The following is a 15,652-nucleotide window of genomic DNA, read 5'->3' as shown; positions in this document are numbered from 1 at the left end:
GACTCGGCCAGAATAGGACCGACACGAAGGGGTTCCGACATGGGCAGCGACACGACCGGTTCGACGACGGATGCCGCAGGCCTCGTGCACGAGCCCGGCCATCACGCGATCGGCTGCCCCGAGTGCTTCGAGGAGCTGCAGCGCAACCGGGACTGGTGGAAGGCGCGCCCCGAGGGATCCCGGCTCGTCGGCCTGGTCGTCCCGCGCGACGACATGCCGCCGATCGTCGAGCAGCGGGGCGACCTGACGCGGTTCGGCGTGCAGATCCTCGACTTCCGGTATCCCACGCCCGAGGCGCCCGAGTCGTGGGAGCAGCGCCTCGCCCGCCTGTTCGAGACGCTCCGCGCGGGTGACGTGCTCGTCGTCGTGAACGAGCGCGCGCTCGGCCGCACGCCCGACGAGGTCGCGCGCACCATCCGCACGCTGCGCCGCCACAACCTGGTCGTGAAGGTGCTGAGCCACGGCGCCCCGCACCTCGAGGACGCGCAGGTGTGACGACCGACCGCGAGCTCGCGCGCTGGCGGCTGCACTCGCAGATGCTGGCGGCTCCCGTCGCGGATGCCGAGGAGGTCGTGCGCACGCTCCTCGGCGTGCAGGCCGAGAACCCGTCGCAGTCGGCGTGGGCGGTCGCCACGCGAACCGCGGCGCCGCGTCAGGACGACCTCGCCGGCGCGATCGCGAGCGGGCGCATCCTCCGCACGCACGTGCTCCGGCCGACGTGGCACTACGTCCATGCCGACGACGCGAAGTGGCTGCTCGAACTCACCGCACCGCGGGTGCTGCCGGTCATCGACCAGCAGGTCGCGACACTCGGCGAGCGGATGACGCCGCTCATCGACCTCGTCACCTCGACGCTGGCCGAGCATCCCGACCGCACCCGCGGCGACCTCGCCGAGGTGCTCGCCGCTCGCGGAGGCGGACCCGAGCTCACGGGCTTCCAGCTCATGCTGCTCATGGCGCACCTCGAGATGCACGCGATCGCGTGCAGCGGGGTGCCGCGCGACGGCGAGCACACGTACGCCCTGTTCGCCGACCGGGTGCCCGACCAGCGGCGCCTCGATCGCGACGAGGCGCTGGAGGAGCTGGCGCTGCGGTACCTCACCTCGCACGGGCCGGCGACCGACCGCGACCTGGCCTACTGGGCGACGCTCACGCTGACCGATGCCCGCCGTGCTCGCGAGCTCGCCGCGGCCGGCGGCCGGCTCGAGTCGTTCGAGCACGACGGGCGCACCTTCTGGCACGCGCCCCGCGATATCCCGTCATCTGCCGAGCCAGCGGGCCACCTGCTGCAGATGCTCGACGAGATGTACCGGGGCTACCAGGATTCGCGGTGGCTGATCGACGCCGAGGAACTGGCCGAGCGCGGCCGCGAGGCCGCGATCGGCATGGCGCTCGTCGACGGCCAGCTGCTCGCGAGCATGAAGCGCAAGCTGACCGCGAAAGCCGTGACCTTCGAGATCCGGCCGCATCGCATCCTGCGCACCGCCGAGCTCACCGCCATCCGCGATGCCGCCGCTCGCTACGCCGAGTACCTCGGACGCGAGCCGCGCATCGACGTCGTCGAGGGCTGACCGCGGGTCACTGCAGGCGCGCGGCGACCCGACGCCAGGGCTGCGACGCATCGGGCCGCGCCGCGGGGCCGCGTGCCTCGCCGTCGCACCGCACGACGATGCCCCAGTCGTCGAGCGACGTGCCGGCCGCGGCCAGCCGATGCTGCAGCCGGCGAACGGCCCGGGGCGACGGATCGCCGCGCACCGACAGGTGCGCCATGTGGGTCTCGACGATCGCGGCGACCGCGTCGACGAGGGGCCGCGGCAGCGCGAGGCGGCGGCCCATGGCACGGAAGACCTCGCCGCCGCGCTCGGCGTGCCCGTGCGAGGAGATCCGTCCGTTCATGCGGCGGGTGGTCTGCGGCTTGCCCACGTCGTGGAAGAGCGAGGCGGTGACGAGCAGCTGACGCCGATCGGCGTCGAGGTCGTGCTCGAGCGCGTGGGATGCCGCGAGGTCGGCTGCCCACAGCGAGTGCACGAGCACGTCCCCCTCGGGGTGCCAGTGCGGGTCCTGGGGTGTCTCGCCGAGCGCGGCCAGTTCGGGGATCGCCTCGATCAGGCCGTCGTCGCGCAGGGCCTCCGACGGCACGTCCGCGTGCCGCGTCACCTCGAGCAACGCGGCACCGATCTCCCGTTGAGCGCGAGCCATGCCGAGCGGCTACGCCTCGTCGTCGGCCGGGCGGATGACACGACGCGCCACGTTCTCGGCCGCGTCGGCGGGCACCTCCTCGGTGATCCACGGCCCGGTTCCCTCGCTGATGTCGAGGACGCCCTGCTCGAGCCAGGTGTAGTGGTCGTCGAGGACGCGGGCCGCCAGGCGCTCGTCCGCGACATCCGTGTTGCGCCAGAGCTCGTCGAGCAGGCGCTCGGTGCGGTGACGGGACTGCTCGGCGAACGTGTCGGCGAGCTGGTATGCCGCCTTGCCGTGCTCGGGCGTGTCCTCGGCGATCATCGCGGCGCGCACGCACGACGCCGCGACCGCGAACAGCTCGGCGCCGATGTCCACGATGCGGGCGAGGAATCCCTGCTTCTTCTCGAGGCCGCCCTGCCAGCGCGCCATCCCGTAGAAGGTCTCGCGCGCCAGTTTGCGGCTCGTCCGCTCGACATAGCGCAGGTGCGGCGCGAGCGGGCCGAACTCCTCGTACGACATCGGCAGGTCGCCCTTTCCGGCGACGAGCTGCGGCAGCCACTTCGCGTAGAACCCGCTCGCCGAGACGGCGGCCCTGAGCTTGCCGGCGAGGTCCTGCTCGGGGTCGATGAGGTCGCCCGCCGCCTTGAGGTGCGCGTCGACCGCCTCGCGAGCGATCAGCAGGCGCATGATCTCGGTCGAGCCCTCGAAGATGCGATTGATGCGCAGGTCGCGGAGCATCTGCTCGGCCGGCACCGCGCGCTCGCCGCGCGCGGCGAGCGACGCCGCGGTCTCGAAACCACGTCCGCCGCGGATCTGGACGAGCTCGTCGCCGATGCGCCATCCCATCTCGGACGCCCAGAGCTTCGCGAGCGCGGCCTCGATGCGGATGTCCTTGCGGTCCTCGTCGGCGAGCACGCCGGACAGGTCGACGACGGCGTCGAGCGCGAACGTCGTCGCGGCGATGAACGAGATCTTGTGCGCCATTGCGGCGTGCTCGCCCACGGGCCTGCCCCACTGCACGCGCGCCCTGGACCATTCGCGCGCGATCTTGAGGCCCCACTTGCCGGCGCCCGCGCAGATCGCGGGGATGGCGAGCCGCCCGGCGTTGAGCGTGGTGAGGGCGATCTTGAGGCCCTCGCCCTCCCGGCCGATCAGGTTCTCGGCCGGCACTCGGACCTCGCGGAGCGTCGTGAGGCCGTTCTCGAGTCCGCGCAGGCCCATGAAGGCGTTGCGGCGGTGGACGGTGATACCGGGGGAGTCGGCCTCGACGACGAACGCGGAGATGCCGCCGCGGTGCCCGTCCGACGCGGGCACGCGCGCCATGACGACCAGGAGTTCGGCGACGACGCCGTTCGTCGTCCAGAGCTTCGTGCCGTCCAGCACGTACTCCGAGCCGTCGTCGCTCGGCACCGCCGTCGCGCGCAGGCGGGCGGGGTCGGAGCCGACCTCGGGCTCGGTGAGCAGGAACGCGCTGATGGCTCCCGCGGCGCAGCGCGGGAGGAAGCGGCGCTTCTGCTCCTCGGTTCCCGAGAGCACGAGCGGTTCGGGCACGCCGACCGACTGGTGCGCCGACAGCAGCGCCACGATGCCGGCGTTGACCGACCCGATCATCTTGAGGGCGTGGTTGTAGTAGTACTGCCCGAGCCCGAGTCCGCCGTACTCGACCGGGATCTTCATGCCGAAGCAGCCGAGGTCGGCGAGTCCCTGGAAGACCTCGTCGGGTATGCGCGCGTCGCGCTCGATGGCCGGCGCGTCGATCGTGCGCAGGAACGTCTCGAGGTCGGCGAGGAACAGCTCGCCGCGCTCGACGCGCTCGGGCCGGGGCCGCGGGTGCGGATGGATCAGGGAGAGGTCGAACTGCCCCAGGTACAGCCCCTTGGCGAAGCTGGGCTTGCGCCACTCCTGCTCGCGCGCGGCCTCGGCGACGGCGCGGGATTGCTGCTCGTCGACGTGCGGTGGGGCGGATGGCGCGGACGCGGCCTCGGCGACCCGTGGGGCGGTCTGCGACGGCTCGGGCTGTTCAGGCTGTGCGGCGGTGGACTCGGTGGACTCGGTCGTGCTCACGCGAACCTCCTCGTTCAGCGCCAATCTACGCCGCATCCGGCTCACCGGCCCCGTGCGCCCGCTCCCTTGACCCCGTTCCGACGCCGGAGGAGGATCGGGCCGAACGGCGATGGGGGTCGCCATGTCATTCGACACGCGCAACGGCACGCGAGGCGCGCGCCAGCCCGGGCACAGTCGCCTGGAGCGCTGGGGCAACGCGAGGATGGTGGAACGCCTCGGCCGCCGGGGCGACCGGCGCGGCAGGACGGTCGTGCTCGTCACCATCGGCAAGAAGACCGGCCTGGAGCGCCGTACCCCGGTCGGGTGGTTCCCCGGCGAGGATGGCACGGGGTTCATCGTCGCGTCGGCCAGCGGCGCGCCCCGCAACCCGTCGTGGTACTACAACATCGCCGCGCACCCGGATCGGTTGGCCGTGGAGCGCGCGGGCGAGCGGACCGACGTCATCGCCGAGCAGCTCCACGGGGCCGAGCGCGACGCGGTCTGGCAGCGCATCATGGCGGTCGAGCGGGGGTTCGCGCGGCACGAGCGGATCACCGATCGCGTGATCCCGGTCATCCGCCTCACTCCGCGCGGCGGCGAGCCACGCCTTCCGGTCGACGACTGACCCCGTCGGAGACGTCTTCCGAGCGGGCTGCCTCTTGACGGCAGCACCGGCTCGGAACAGGCTGAACGCATCCGTCATCCGCGAAGGCGCGGGATGCCGCGCGAGGGGGTCAGCCGAATGGACGTCGCCACCGACACCACGACCGAGAAGATCGCGCGAGCGTTCTCGAGCCATCGGTTCGACCTCGCGTTGCCGAACCTCGCCGACGACATCTGCTGGACCGTCGTCGGGACAGCTCCGATGATCGGGCGCAAGGCCGTGAAGAAGGCCATCGAGCGCACCGCCAAGGACCTGTCGAGCGTCACGACCGAGTTCCAGCGTTTCCGCTCCGTGGTCGGCGAGGACAGCGTCGTGGTCGACAGCCTGGCCAGGTACACCGATGGCGGCGGCGACGTGTCGATCGTCGCCTCGTGCGACATCTACGACTTCGACAACGACGGGCGCATCACCGAGATCGTGTCGTACACGGTCGAGCTGCCGAGCTGAGTCGGACCGGGTCGCGCCACGACCGTGGGGTTCCGGTGCCACCGAGCCCGGACGAGCGCACCTACCTGTTCGCGCTGACCGACGCGGGCGGCACCGTGCCGCCCGAGGTCGGCGTGGTGCGGCGGGTCGTCGATCGCGGGCACCGCGTGACGGTGCTCGCCGACGCGAGCATGGCGTCGCAGGTCGAACGAGCCGGTGCCGCGCTCCGCACCTGGTCGCGCAGCGGCGGGGAGTTCCGCGACTGGGAGCTCCGCACTCCGATGGCGCAGGCACGCGGGATGGCCGACCACATGTTCGTCGGGCCTGCTGCGGCGCAGGCCGACGACGCCGTCGAGGCCATCGACCAGGTCGAGCCCGACTTGGTCGTCACGTCGGGCTTCGCCTCGGGTGCGATGATCGCCGCGGAGTCGCGCGGCATCCCGTTCGACCTGCTGATGCCGAACGTGTACGTGCTGCCCGCCGAGGGCATGCCACCCTTCGGCGCGGGGCTCCGCCCGATGCGAGGCGTGCTGGGGCGTGCACGCGACCGCGCGGGACACGCCGCCGCCACGCGGCTGGTCGACCGGTACGCGCTCTCGCGGCTCAACGACGTGCGCGCGGCCCACGGCCTCCCGGCCCTCCCGACGCTGTGGGCGCAGATGCAAAGCGCCCGACGGCAGCTCGTCCTCACGTCCGCGGCGTTCGACTTCCCGGCGAAGCTGCCCGACAACGCACGGTACGTCGGGCCGATCCTCGACGATCCGGGGTGGGCGGACGGCGTGGACTGGGCTCCGCCCGAGGGGAGTGGCCCGCTCGTGCTCGTCGCCATGTCGTCCACGTTCCAGAACCACGTCGACTGCCTCCAGCGGATCACGGACGCACTCGCCACGCTTCCCCTACGAGGAGTCGTCACCACTGGACCGGCGGTCGCGCCGGACGCGATCCGCGCGCCCCCGAACGTCTCGGTCGTGGCATCCGCGCCGCATCGGGACATCCTGCCGCAGGCCGACCTCGTCGTCACGCACGGCGGGCACGGCACCGTGGTCAAGGCGCTCGCGGCGGGCCTGCCGCTCGTGATCCTGCACCACGGACGCGACCAGGCCGACAACGCGGTGCGCGTCACGACACGCGGCGCCGGCCTCGCTGTGCCGCGCGGTGCGTCGAGTGCACGGATCGCCCGGGCCGTCCGACGTGTCCTCGACGACCCGCGTTATCGTGCGGCGGCCGAGCACCTGGGCCGTGCGATCGCACGAGACTCGACCGGCACGGCGCTGCTGGACGAGTTGGAGAGCGTGCCTGCGCGGTCGGCGTGACCGTGCTTCGCGCGAGGTCGCCCGTGGCTACGCGACGATCTCGATCTCGAGCCGCGCGCCCAAGGGCAGCGCCGCGACCGCGACGGTCGTGCGCGCCGGATACGGAGCGGTGAGCACCGTTGCGAGCACGGCGTTCATCGCCGCGAAGTCCGCGATGTCGACGAGGTAGACGTTCACCTTCACGACATCGTCGAGGGTGCGCCCGGCCGCCGCGAGCACCGATTCCAGGTTCGCGAAGACCTGCCGCGTCTGCGCCTCCATGTCGCCCTCGATGAGCCGGCCCGTGGTGGGGTCGAGGGGAGCTTGAGCGGAGACGAACAGGGGCCCCGCAGCGTGCTGCACGGCATGCGAATACGGCCCCACCGGCTCGGGGGCGTGCGGATCGGTGACCGTCGAGCGAGCCATGGCTGGAGTCTAGGACGCCCGGCATACCCTGATCCCGTGGATGCCTGCGCCGCGCTCGCCGAATCGATCGAGCGCCTCGCCGCGCTCGGGTACTCCGACGGCCGCTTCCTGAAGGAACTCGGGCGGGCGGCCGGTGTGCGGCGCGGCCCGATGTGGCTGTTCGACGCGGCATCCGGCGGGCGCAATCGGATCCGTGGCCGCGGCTTCGATCGGGCCGTCGACGACGACACCGACGGGCAGGCGCGGCACTTCGCCGGCACGATCGCGGTCGCCGCGCGCCTGGGCGGTCGGCTCACGCGGTGGTTGGTCGTCCAGGTGCTGCGGGACGCGCCGGACAGCGCCGACGGACGCCTGAGCGACGAGGCGATCGAGTTCGTCCGACTCGTCCGCACGGGCGGGCTTCAGCAAGCGGATGCCGCGGACTGGGTGCGTGATCGCCTGTGCCGCGCAGCGGCGACGTGACGGGGCCCTTCACTCCTCGGGTTCGAAGAACGGTGCCTGGTGCTCGGGCGGCCAGTCGGTGGCACGGCGGGTGCCGGCGTCGACGTGGGCCACGATCATGAGGCAGGTGGCGAGCGTGGTGCCTGCGGCATCCGTCATCGTGCACTCGATCATCGCGTCGGGTCCGCGGAACTCGCGCACGAACGAGGTGATCGTGATCTCGTGGTCGGCGTTGACGGGCCTGATGAAGTCGATCTCCATGCGGCGGACCCAGGTCATGAAGCCCAGCGTGCCGAGCGTGGGCAGGTCCCAGCCGGCGTACTTCGCGAGGCCCTCCATGCGGTGGTCGGTGAAGTACCGGGCGTAGTTGCCGGTGCTCACGTGCTGGAACGGATCGAGCTCGGAGAACGCGATGCGGTGCGTGGTCTCGTAGACGACGGGTTTCGGCATCGTCAGTCGAGCCGCCCGAGGAACCCGAGCACGCGCTGCGTCAGGAGCCGCGCCGCGTCGGCGTCGTAGCTCGGCAGGCTGGAGTCGGCGAAGTAGTGCTGGTCGCCGGGGTACAGGAAGAGCTCGGCGTCGTCGGCCGACGCGACCAGCTCGCGCGCGGCATCGACATCGCCCTCGTCCATGAAGATCGGATCGGCGTCCATCCCGTGGATCTGCGCCGGAAGGCCGGCCGGCCACGCGCCGAACTCCGACGGGGGCACGCACGAGTAGAAGAAGAGCGCACCGCGCGCGCCCGAGCGGGTCTGCGCGAGCATCTGGGCGGGCAGGACGCCGAGCGAGAAGCCGCCGTAGATAAGCTCGTTCGGAAGCGCTTCGGCCGCGCGCTCGCCGCGCGCCATGATCTCGCCCCACCCCACTTCGCGCGCGTAGCCGACGCCCTCGTCGATCGAGCCGAACGTGCGCCCCTCGAAGAGGTCGGGCGTGTGCACCGTGTGACCCGCCTCGCGCAACTCGTCGGCGAAGGCGTGCAGGCCCTCGGTGGGACCCAGCGCATGGTGGAACAGGACTACCTCGGCCATCGTTCGCCTCGATTCCGACCGACGTCGACGTCGCTCGGTCGAAACCTACTCCCCGCCACCGACATCTCGAAGGGGCTACCGAGGGGTGACGGGTGACGTCGGGCCGTGACATCCGGCAGCCCGCGGAGCATGCTGGGGCGCATGGGAAGCGTGACGAGCTCGGAGGCCGTGATGAGCCGGCTCGTCGGCGCGATCAACGACCACGACCTCGATCGCATGGTCGCCCTGTTCCATCCCGACTACGACAGCCGGCAGCCCGCGCATCCGGGTCGTGCCTTCGTCGGACGCGAGCAGGTCCGCGCCAACTGGGCGGCCATGTTCGCCGGTGTCCCCGACTTCAGGGCGGAGGTCGTGCGCTCGGTGCAGGACGGCGAACTGAACTGGAGCGAATGGGCCTGGCACGGCACCCGATCCGATCGGCAGCCGTTCGAGGTGCGCGGCGTCACCCTCTTCCGGGTCCGCGACGGACTCATCGTCGACGGAACGCTCTACGTCGAGGACGTCGAGCGCGAGGCCATGGGGATCGAGGACGCGGTCGAGGGGATGTCGGGCACACGCCCGGCTTCGGATCGCTGAGGCTGCGGCAATGGTCGACCCGAATGAGCCCGGCGCTCGGATGCCGCGAGCCGACGTGGTCGCGGTGCGCGTGCCCCGACCGGATGGCGCGGTCATCGCCGCCGAGCTGATCGGGTCGTCGCGACATCCGCTCGTGTTGCTCGTCGCCGGCGGCGAGTCGTCGATGGACTGGTGGAGACCCGCGTTCTGCGACCTGCTCGTGGCTCGCGGCCTCCGGGTCGCGCGCTACGACCAGCGCGGCATGGGCGAGACGTCGCTCGGGCCGCCCGCTGCGCGGCGCGACGGGCTCGGCGTGGCGGTGGGCGACGCGCTCGCCGTGGTCGATGTCGCGGGGGTGCGGGACGCGCACTGGCTCGGATTCTCGGCGGGCGGATGGGTGTGCCAGCTCGCCGCGCTCGACCATGCCGACCGGGTACGGGCGCTCACGCTGGTCTCGACCACGCCCGACGTGTCCGGGACGGACGCCGACCTGCCCGGGCCGGCGGCGCGGCTTCGGGAGGCCTGGGCTCATCCACGGCCCGACCCGGACTGGGACGATCCCGATGCCGTGATCGAACACCACGTGGAGATCGACCGCGACTACGCCGGCGACGAGTTCGACGAGGCCCACGACCGCGCGATCTGGACCGACACGGTGCGCCGTGCGCCCGACATGCACCGCGACGAGGGCGGGACCGGCGAGTTCGAGGAGGTTCCGCGTTGGCGCGAGCGGCTCGGCGAGATCCGCGTGCCGACGACGGTCGTGCACGGAACGTCCGACCCGATGTTCCCGCTCGGCAACGGTGAAGCGCTGGCGCGGCAGATCCCGGGCGCGCGGCTCGTCACGATCCCAGGCGGTGGGCACGAGCTGCCGCCGAGCGCGTGGCCGATCGTGGTGGATGCCGTGGTCGGAGGATGAGCCTGGCGTTCAGCTCAGTGCGACCAGCAGGCTCAGGACCGCCAGCAGGGTGACGACGGGCGTCATCGTGTAGCGCTCGGGCTTGCTGCGCGAGATCGCGTTCAGCGGGATGCCGAGAACGAAGTACGCGAGCACCACCCACATCCCCACGTCGGAGACCACGTCGGGCACGACGTCGATGAGCCCCACCTTGTCGAGCGCCAGCACCGCGATGACCGCGTAGATCACGATCGACACCAGGCTGCCGATCCGCAGGCGCGTCGGCAGCACGCGGTGCTGCCCGCCCCAGGCGAACCGGCCGATCGGCGCGCCGAGCGCGAGCGCGAGCTGGAACACGGCGAGGGCGGCGAGGATGACGGTCAGCGCGATGGCGGCGGGCACGAGCGAAGCGTATCGGTGCTCAGCGGCGCGGGCTCGGAGGGCGGCGGCGCTCCCAGGCGTCGGTGATGTGGGAGCGCATCGCCCGCTCCGCGGCATCCGGGTCGCCGGCCTCGATGGCGGCGAACACCTGCTCATGCTCGTCGAGCGTGATCTCGAGGCGGCTGTGCAGGTGGAAGCGGGCGCTCTCGCGCGCGCGACCGAAGAGCGTCTGGACGAGGTTGACGGCGAGCCGGTTGGTGCTCATGTCGCCGACTCGGGTATGGAAGACCACGTCGGCGGCGTTGAACGCGGGCTCGTCCTCGATCGTGTCGCGCATGAGTTGGAGGGCTTCGCGCAGCCGCTCGAGGTCATCAGGCGACCGGTGGGTCGCCGCGTCTCGGGCGATGACCCCCTCGAGCGAGGCCCGCACGACGCTCAGGTCGTCGAGGATGCCGAGCGTCGCATCGTTCGCGACGAGCGCGGAGAGCACCGTCGCGTCGACCATGTTCCACGACTCCGCACCCAGGACCTGGGTGCCGCGGCCCTGCGCGACCGTCACCAGGCCCTTCTCCTCGAGACGCTTGACCGACTCGCGAATGACCGTCCGGCTGACGCCGAACTGCTCGCAGAGCACGGCCTCGGGCGGGAGCGACGTCCCCGGCGGGAGGTCTCCGCGCACGATCGCGTCGACGAGGTCGGCGACGACGGTCACTCCGAGGCGCGGCGTTCGCGCCCGCGCGGCGAGGGTGGGGTACGCGGCGGAACCGTCCGAGGCGCGGAGTTCGGTGGACATGCATCAAGCCTACCTCGAAATGATCACACCTATGATCTTTCATTGCCATTTGGTGAGACGTATGATGTAATCACTCTCAGCCCGCCCCGGGTGCTCCAGTCGTCATCGACGCCGACCAAGAACAGGATGCGCGACATGTCCCAGCAATCGTCTTCCCGCCGCCGAGCCGCTCGGCTGATCACCGCCGGGGCCGCCGTCGCCGCCGGCCTCCTCGTCCTGAGCGGATGCTCCTCCGATGCTTCCGGTGGAGGTGGAGACGCCTACGGGTTCGCCGCCGCCGAACAGGTGGAGGACAGCCCGATCACCGTGTGGGTCGACGCATCCCGCGAACCCGCCGTCACCGCCTTCCAGGAGGCGTACCCCGACATCGACGTCACGCTCGAGACCTATGACGGCAACGCCGGCGGCAGCGGCTCGTTCCAGAGCAAGATCTCGCTCATGGACCAGGCCGGCGAGGGCTGGCCCGACGTCGTCTTCTCGACCCAGCAGAACGACGCCATCTGGGCGTCGAAGGAGACGCCGCAGGGCGAGCCCGGCTTCGCGGCACCGCTCAACAAGGGCCTCTTCGACCAGGACTTCCTCGACGGGTTCGCCGAGGGTTCGCTCGACTACGCCACGATCGACGGCACCGTCTACGGCCTGCGCAACGACCTCGCCCAGACCGTCTTCTACTACAACCAGCGCCTGCTCGACGAGTTCGGCTACGAGGTTCCCACCACGTGGGAGGAGTACGCCGAACTCGGCGACAAGCTCGCCGCCGAGCACCCCGGGTACATCCTCGGCAGCATGGGCGACAGCTTCATGACGTACGTCTACTACGGCGGTTCCGAGTCACCGGTCTTCCAGTCGCCCGAGCCCGGCGTGTTCCACTCGGACACCGAGGACGAGCACGCCCAGAAGATCTCGGAGATCATCGACGGCATGCTGGCGAACGGCACCCTCGTGCAGGACAGCTTCTTCAGCCCGGAGTTCGCCGCCAACTACGCCGACAAGCTCGTGGGCGTCCCCGGTCCGGTCTGGTACACGGGCGCCATCTTCCAGGGCGGTCTCGCGACCCCCGCCGGTGAGATCGGCGTGGCGCCCCCGCTTGCCTGGGAGGGCGGCGACATCGCGGCGGGCAACGTCGGCGGCGGTGTCTGGTATGCCTCGAGCCACTCGAAGAACCTCGAGGCCGTCAAGACGTTCCTCGAGTTCGTGACGAGCGCCGACGAGTTCCAGGTCGAGGCCTCCTCCGGGTACCCTGCCTACACCTCGGCGGCCGAGAAGTGGCTCGACAAGCAGGCCGAGGCCGGCTACTTCGTCAACGACGACTTCAAGACGGTCATGTCGGATGCCGCGGGCCAGATCTGGGACGGATGGAACGTGACCTCCTGGAGCCCCGAGACCGCGTGGGCGAAGGTCGTCATCCCGGCGATCGCCGAAGGCGAGACCGTGGTGTCCCAGCTGCCGGCGTGGCAGAAGGAGCTCGAGAATGAAGCCACCGTCAACGGGTACACGGTCGAGTAACGTGACCGTCACCGCACCTCCGGCTCCGGCCGGCGTCGTCCCCTCGGGGCGGCGCCGGCCGGAGACCCGGCGCTCCTCCCGGGTGAACGCGGGGCAGTCGCGATACGGCTACCTCTTCGTCAGCGGATACACGATCCTGCTGCTCGCGTTCGGCCTCCTCCCCACGCTCTACGCGCTCTACCTCTCGTTCACGCGCGACGGCGACTTCGTCGGCTTCGACAACTTCGCCCGCGTGATGGGCGACTACCGGTTCCTGCCCGCGGTCGGCCACGTCGCGCTCTACATCGTCTTCTGGCTCGTCAGCCTCCTCATCTTCGTCGTGGTGCTCGCGATCGTCGTGCACGGCATCCGGGTCCGCTGGCTCGGCGACACCGCGCGGTTCCTCTTCTACATCCCGGGCGCGATCGCGGGCGCCTCGAGCGTGCTCCTCTGGCTGTTCGTGCTCGACCCGTCCGTCAGCCCCGTCTCGGGGCTCCTGCGGGCCATGGGGTTCGAGTCGCTCGTCAACGTCGTCGCGGTCGACAACCTGCCCGTGGTGTTCACGGTCATCGCCTTCTGGGCCGGGGCCGGTGGATGGATCGTCATCATGTACGGCGCGCTCAACAACATCAGCTCCGACATCATGGAGGCGGCTCGCATCGACGGTGCGAACGCGCTGCAGGTGGCCTGGCACATCCAGCTCCCCATGCTCACCAAGTGGATCAGCTACATGGGCATCATGTCCCTGGCAGCGGGCACCCAGCTCTTCGTCGAGCCGAAGGTCCTCGCCCAGGCGACGAAGAACGTCGTCCCCGAGGACTACTCGCTGAACCAGCTGGCGTACCTCTACGCGTTCCGGCAGGGCGACTTCTCGGGCTCCGCGGCGATCTCGGTCATGCTCCTCGTCGTCGCCCTCGGGCTGTCCACCGTCTTCATCTTCCGCGGAAGGCTGTTCGAACATGACTGACCTCGCCGTGCGCCGCCGACGCGCCCTGACGCCGGGGCAGTGGATCGGTCGCGCCCTGGTGGCCGTGCTGCTCCTGGCCTTCGCCGCCTTCTTCATCCTGCCGATCATCTGGCTGCTCCTGGCACCGACGAAGACGAACACCCAGCTGCTGCTGGACGGACCGTTCAGCTTCGGCTCGCTCGAGCAGCTCGGCGCCAACTGGAACGAGCTGTTCGCGTTCGGCAGCGGGGTGTTCTCGACGTGGCTCGCGAACTCGGCGTTCTACTCGTTCACGGCGCTCGCGATCACGCTCATCGTCAGCATTCCGGCCGGCTACGCGCTCGCCCTCATCGAGTTCAAGGGCCGTCGGGTGCTGCTGGTGACCACCCTCGTCGTGATGCTCATCCCGAACACGGCGCTCGTGCTCCCGATCTTCCTCGAGCTGAGCGCCGCCCGCCTCATCGGCAGCCCGCTCGCGGTGATCCTGCCGTTCTCCTTCTTCCCGTTCGGCGTCTACCTCACGTACATCTACTTCTCGACCGCCGTCTCGCGCGACCTGCTGAATGCGGCGCGCATCGACGGCGCGGGCGAGCTGCGGGTGTTCGCGCAGGTGGCCATGCCGCTTGCGACGCCCGTGATCGCACTCGTGGGCTTCTTCAGCTTCGTGGCCAACTGGAACAACTACTTCCTCCCGTTCCTCGTCGTCGGCGGCCAGAAGATCCCCGTGCAGGTCGGGTTGGCGAACCTGCTCTCCAACGTGCCGGCGTTCAACCCCACGACGGCGACGAGCATCGTCATCGAGCTGCCCACCCTTGCCCTGGCGACGCTGCTCTCGGTCGCCCCCATCCTGCTGATCTTCCTCTTCGCGCAGCGGTTCCTCGTCGAGGGCATGACCGCCGGCGGAACGAAGGAGTGAGGACCCCATGAAGATCACCGGGTATCGCACGCTCACCGCCCAGCACCACTGGCGGCGCGCGATCGGCGACGTCAACGGCCACATCGTCGAGGCCGTCACGGAGGTCCCGATCGTCATCGTCGAGACCGATTCCGGCATCGAGGGCGTCGGCATCGGATCGCACGCCGACCTCGACCGGTTGTTCCCCGCAATCGAGGGGGAGGACCCGCGCGGCGTCTCGGCGCTGTTCGACCGCATGCTCGCGCAGGTGTTCAAGTCAGGCCACGCCGGGGCCACCTACGGCGGGGTGGCGAGCCTCGACGCGGCACTCTGGGACCTGAAGGCCAAGGCTGCGGACGAGCCGCTGTGGCGCCTCCTCGGCGGACGCGACCGGTTCGTCCCCGCCTACGCTTCGGGACTCGACATCGCCCTCGACGATGAGGAGCTCGCGACGCTGTACGCCGAGTTCGCCGAACGCGGCTTCGTCGCGGGCAAGCTCAAGGGCGGGCTCGACTTCGACGCAGACGTGCGGCGCCTCGGCATCCTCGCCGACGCCCTCGCGGCGAACACCGCGCGGCCCGGGCTCATGCTCGACGCGAACGAGTCCTGGCAGGTCAAGCAGGCCGTGCGCTACGTCAGCGCGCTCGAGGAGCACGTCGACCTGATCTGGGTCGAGGAGCCGCTGCGACGGTGGGACGCGGTCGGCCATGCCCGGCTGAGCACCGCCATCCGCGCCGCCGTCGCCACCGGGGAGAACCTCACCGGTGTCGACCAGTTCCGGTCGCTGTTCGAGGCGGGAGCGCCGGACGTCGTCCAGGCCGGGGCCGTCTGGGGAGTCAGCCACATGCAGCGGCTGGCACTCGCGTCGGCGGCTCGCGACCTCCCCATCAGCCCGGTGGGCTACAACGCGAACCCCGCGGTGGCGCACGTGATGACCGCGGTGCCGAACCACCTCACGACCGAGCTGCAGGCGTTCGACTTCGCGGACGGCGTACTCGTCGACCACGAGTTCGTCGACGGCGGCATCGTGCTGGGCGACGAGCCGGGTTCCGGCATCAGCATCGACGAGGTCGTCATCGAGGGCGCGCGTCGCGGCGACGGTTGGGCGAACCCCGCAGGACCGCACATGCGACCGGTGCGCGCCGGCCTGCGCGTGGTGCTCGACGGCGTCGAGCGCTGAGGCGAAGGACGAGGAGAT

19 protein-coding genes are annotated in these 15,652 nt (G+C 70.8%); 12 read left to right on the top strand and 7 right to left on the bottom strand.

Annotation, left to right across the window (positions count from 1 at the left end; genetic code table 11):
• Positions 1-39 precede the first annotated feature (39 nt).
• Together BLT99_RS10950 and BLT99_RS10945 are read left to right on the top strand one after the other, a co-directional pair.
• Positions 40-495, top strand: coding sequence for a recombinase family protein (locus tag BLT99_RS10950; protein WP_092672217.1), 456 nt, complete (start codon positions 40-42; stop codon positions 493-495).
• The gene (locus BLT99_RS10945) at positions 492-1,571 is read left to right on the top strand and encodes a winged helix DNA-binding domain-containing protein (protein WP_092672214.1); all 1,080 of its coding nucleotides are present in this window, start codon (positions 492-494) and stop codon (positions 1,569-1,571) included. Before BLT99_RS10950 ends, BLT99_RS10945 begins: the two co-directional genes overlap by 4 nt.
• Positions 1,572-1,578: 7 nt before the next feature.
• Here the strand turns inward: BLT99_RS10945 and BLT99_RS10940 are convergent, their stop codons facing one another.
• Both BLT99_RS10940 and BLT99_RS10935 read right to left on the bottom strand, forming a co-directional pair.
• On the bottom strand, positions 1,579-2,199 hold the full coding sequence (locus BLT99_RS10940; protein ID WP_092672211.1) for an HD domain-containing protein: 621 nt from the start codon (positions 2,197-2,199) through the stop codon (positions 1,579-1,581).
• Positions 2,200-2,208: 9 nt separating this feature from the next.
• On the bottom strand, positions 2,209-4,281 hold the full coding sequence (locus tag BLT99_RS10935; protein WP_092676124.1) for an acyl-CoA dehydrogenase family protein: 2,073 nt from the start codon (positions 4,279-4,281) through the stop codon (positions 2,209-2,211).
• An 85-nt stretch (positions 4,282-4,366) separates the two neighbouring features.
• Between BLT99_RS10935 and BLT99_RS10930 the strand changes: the two genes are divergently transcribed.
• From BLT99_RS10930 to BLT99_RS10920, 3 genes are all read left to right on the top strand, one after another.
• Entirely contained in the window at positions 4,367-4,849 is a 483-nt protein-coding gene (locus BLT99_RS10930) for a nitroreductase/quinone reductase family protein (RefSeq protein ID WP_092676120.1), read from the top strand.
• A gap of 117 nt (positions 4,850-4,966) precedes the next feature.
• The gene (locus BLT99_RS10925) at positions 4,967-5,335 is read left to right on the top strand and encodes a nuclear transport factor 2 family protein (protein WP_157674983.1); all 369 of its coding nucleotides are present in this window, start codon (positions 4,967-4,969) and stop codon (positions 5,333-5,335) included.
• 35 nt (positions 5,336-5,370) lie between these two features.
• The gene (locus BLT99_RS10920; protein WP_092672205.1) at positions 5,371-6,627 is read left to right on the top strand and encodes a glycosyltransferase; all 1,257 of its coding nucleotides are present in this window, start codon (positions 5,371-5,373) and stop codon (positions 6,625-6,627) included.
• Positions 6,628-6,654: 27 nt separating this feature from the next.
• On the opposite strand, the gene BLT99_RS10915 is transcribed toward BLT99_RS10920, so the two are convergent.
• Positions 6,655-7,032 (bottom strand): RidA family protein, encoded by a 378-nt coding sequence (locus BLT99_RS10915; RefSeq protein ID WP_092672202.1) that lies wholly within the window; start codon positions 7,030-7,032, stop codon positions 6,655-6,657.
• Positions 7,033-7,068: 36 nt separating this feature from the next.
• Here BLT99_RS10915 and BLT99_RS10910 point away from each other — a divergent pair, with 36 nt between their 5' ends.
• Positions 7,069-7,494, top strand: a complete 426-nt coding sequence (locus BLT99_RS10910) for a hypothetical protein (protein ID WP_092672199.1) — start codon at positions 7,069-7,071, stop codon at positions 7,492-7,494.
• A gap of 9 nt (positions 7,495-7,503) precedes the next feature.
• On the opposite strand, the gene BLT99_RS10905 is transcribed toward BLT99_RS10910, so the two are convergent.
• Both BLT99_RS10905 and BLT99_RS10900 read right to left on the bottom strand, forming a co-directional pair.
• Complete coding sequence (locus BLT99_RS10905) at positions 7,504-7,923, bottom strand: acyl-CoA thioesterase (RefSeq protein WP_092672195.1); 420 nt, start codon at positions 7,921-7,923, stop codon at positions 7,504-7,506.
• A 2-nt stretch (positions 7,924-7,925) separates the two neighbouring features.
• On the bottom strand, positions 7,926-8,501 hold the full coding sequence (locus tag BLT99_RS10900) for a dienelactone hydrolase family protein (RefSeq protein WP_092672192.1): 576 nt from the start codon (positions 8,499-8,501) through the stop codon (positions 7,926-7,928).
• 141 nt (positions 8,502-8,642) lie between these two features.
• Here BLT99_RS10900 and BLT99_RS10895 point away from each other — a divergent pair, with 141 nt between their 5' ends.
• Positions 8,643-9,077: a nuclear transport factor 2 family protein gene (locus tag BLT99_RS10895; protein ID WP_157674982.1), complete on the top strand. Its 435-nt coding sequence runs from the start codon at positions 8,643-8,645 to the stop codon at positions 9,075-9,077.
• A gap of 10 nt (positions 9,078-9,087) precedes the next feature.
• A complete protein-coding gene (locus BLT99_RS10890) occupies positions 9,088-9,975 on the top strand; it encodes an alpha/beta fold hydrolase (protein ID WP_092672186.1) in 888 nt (295 codons plus the stop codon).
• Positions 9,976-9,984: 9 nt separating this feature from the next.
• Here the strand turns inward: BLT99_RS10890 and BLT99_RS10885 are convergent, their stop codons facing one another.
• Both BLT99_RS10885 and BLT99_RS10880 read right to left on the bottom strand, forming a co-directional pair.
• Complete coding sequence (locus BLT99_RS10885) at positions 9,985-10,356, bottom strand: hypothetical protein (RefSeq protein WP_092672183.1); 372 nt, start codon at positions 10,354-10,356, stop codon at positions 9,985-9,987.
• Positions 10,357-10,375: 19 nt separating this feature from the next.
• The gene (locus BLT99_RS10880) at positions 10,376-11,128 is read right to left on the bottom strand and encodes a FadR/GntR family transcriptional regulator (protein ID WP_092672180.1); all 753 of its coding nucleotides are present in this window, start codon (positions 11,126-11,128) and stop codon (positions 10,376-10,378) included.
• 135 nt (positions 11,129-11,263) lie between these two features.
• Between BLT99_RS10880 and BLT99_RS10875 the strand changes: the two genes are divergently transcribed.
• Genes BLT99_RS10875 through BLT99_RS10860 form a run of 4 tightly spaced genes read left to right on the top strand, consistent with a single transcriptional unit; the run spans position 11,264 to position 15,634 of the window.
• Positions 11,264-12,634, top strand: coding sequence for an ABC transporter substrate-binding protein (locus tag BLT99_RS10875; RefSeq protein WP_092672177.1), 1,371 nt, complete (start codon positions 11,264-11,266; stop codon positions 12,632-12,634).
• 1 nt (position 12,635) lies between these two features.
• A complete protein-coding gene (locus BLT99_RS10870) occupies positions 12,636-13,580 on the top strand; it encodes a carbohydrate ABC transporter permease (protein WP_229724334.1) in 945 nt (314 codons plus the stop codon).
• Positions 13,573-14,475 (top strand): carbohydrate ABC transporter permease, encoded by a 903-nt coding sequence (locus BLT99_RS10865; protein ID WP_092672174.1) that lies wholly within the window; start codon positions 13,573-13,575, stop codon positions 14,473-14,475. Before BLT99_RS10870 ends, BLT99_RS10865 begins: the two co-directional genes overlap by 8 nt.
• A 7-nt stretch (positions 14,476-14,482) precedes the next feature.
• Positions 14,483-15,634, top strand: a complete 1,152-nt coding sequence (locus BLT99_RS10860) for a mandelate racemase/muconate lactonizing enzyme family protein (protein ID WP_092672171.1) — start codon at positions 14,483-14,485, stop codon at positions 15,632-15,634.
• Positions 15,635-15,652: the final 18 nt, after the last annotated feature.

This window comes from Agromyces flavus, from assembly GCF_900104685.1.
Lineage (GTDB): Bacteria > Actinomycetota > Actinomycetes > Actinomycetales > Microbacteriaceae > Agromyces > Agromyces flavus.
The sequence above is the reverse complement of the archived record's forward strand: the minus strand, read 5'-3'. Positions and strand labels throughout refer to the sequence as shown.

Bases quoted from the DNA above. Each gene is read 5' to 3' on its own strand.
- BLT99_RS10900 (WP_092672192.1), bottom strand. From the start codon at position 8,501: ATGGCCGAGGTAGTCCTGTTCCACCATGCGCTGGGTCCCACCGAGGGC.
- BLT99_RS10860 (WP_092672171.1), top strand. From the start codon at position 14,483: ATGAAGATCACCGGGTATCGCACGCTCACCGCCCAGCACCACTGGCGG.
- BLT99_RS10950 (WP_092672217.1), top strand. From the start codon at position 40: ATGGGCAGCGACACGACCGGTTCGACGACGGATGCCGCAGGCCTCGTG.
- BLT99_RS10890 (WP_092672186.1), top strand. From the start codon at position 9,088: ATGGTCGACCCGAATGAGCCCGGCGCTCGGATGCCGCGAGCCGACGTG.
- BLT99_RS10940 (WP_092672211.1), bottom strand. From the start codon at position 2,199: ATGGCTCGCGCTCAACGGGAGATCGGTGCCGCGTTGCTCGAGGTGACG.
- BLT99_RS10925 (WP_157674983.1), top strand. From the start codon at position 4,967: ATGGACGTCGCCACCGACACCACGACCGAGAAGATCGCGCGAGCGTTC.
- BLT99_RS10865 (WP_092672174.1), top strand. From the start codon at position 13,573: ATGACTGACCTCGCCGTGCGCCGCCGACGCGCCCTGACGCCGGGGCAG.
- BLT99_RS10915 (WP_092672202.1), bottom strand. From the start codon at position 7,032: ATGGCTCGCTCGACGGTCACCGATCCGCACGCCCCCGAGCCGGTGGGG.
- BLT99_RS10930 (WP_092676120.1), top strand. From the start codon at position 4,367: ATGTCATTCGACACGCGCAACGGCACGCGAGGCGCGCGCCAGCCCGGG.
- BLT99_RS10935 (WP_092676124.1), bottom strand. From the start codon at position 4,281: ATGCGGCGTAGATTGGCGCTGAACGAGGAGGTTCGCGTGAGCACGACC.
- BLT99_RS10895 (WP_157674982.1), top strand. From the start codon at position 8,643: ATGGGAAGCGTGACGAGCTCGGAGGCCGTGATGAGCCGGCTCGTCGGC.
- BLT99_RS10880 (WP_092672180.1), bottom strand. From the start codon at position 11,128: ATGTCCACCGAACTCCGCGCCTCGGACGGTTCCGCCGCGTACCCCACC.
- BLT99_RS10875 (WP_092672177.1), top strand. From the start codon at position 11,264: ATGTCCCAGCAATCGTCTTCCCGCCGCCGAGCCGCTCGGCTGATCACC.
- BLT99_RS10905 (WP_092672195.1), bottom strand. From the start codon at position 7,923: ATGCCGAAACCCGTCGTCTACGAGACCACGCACCGCATCGCGTTCTCC.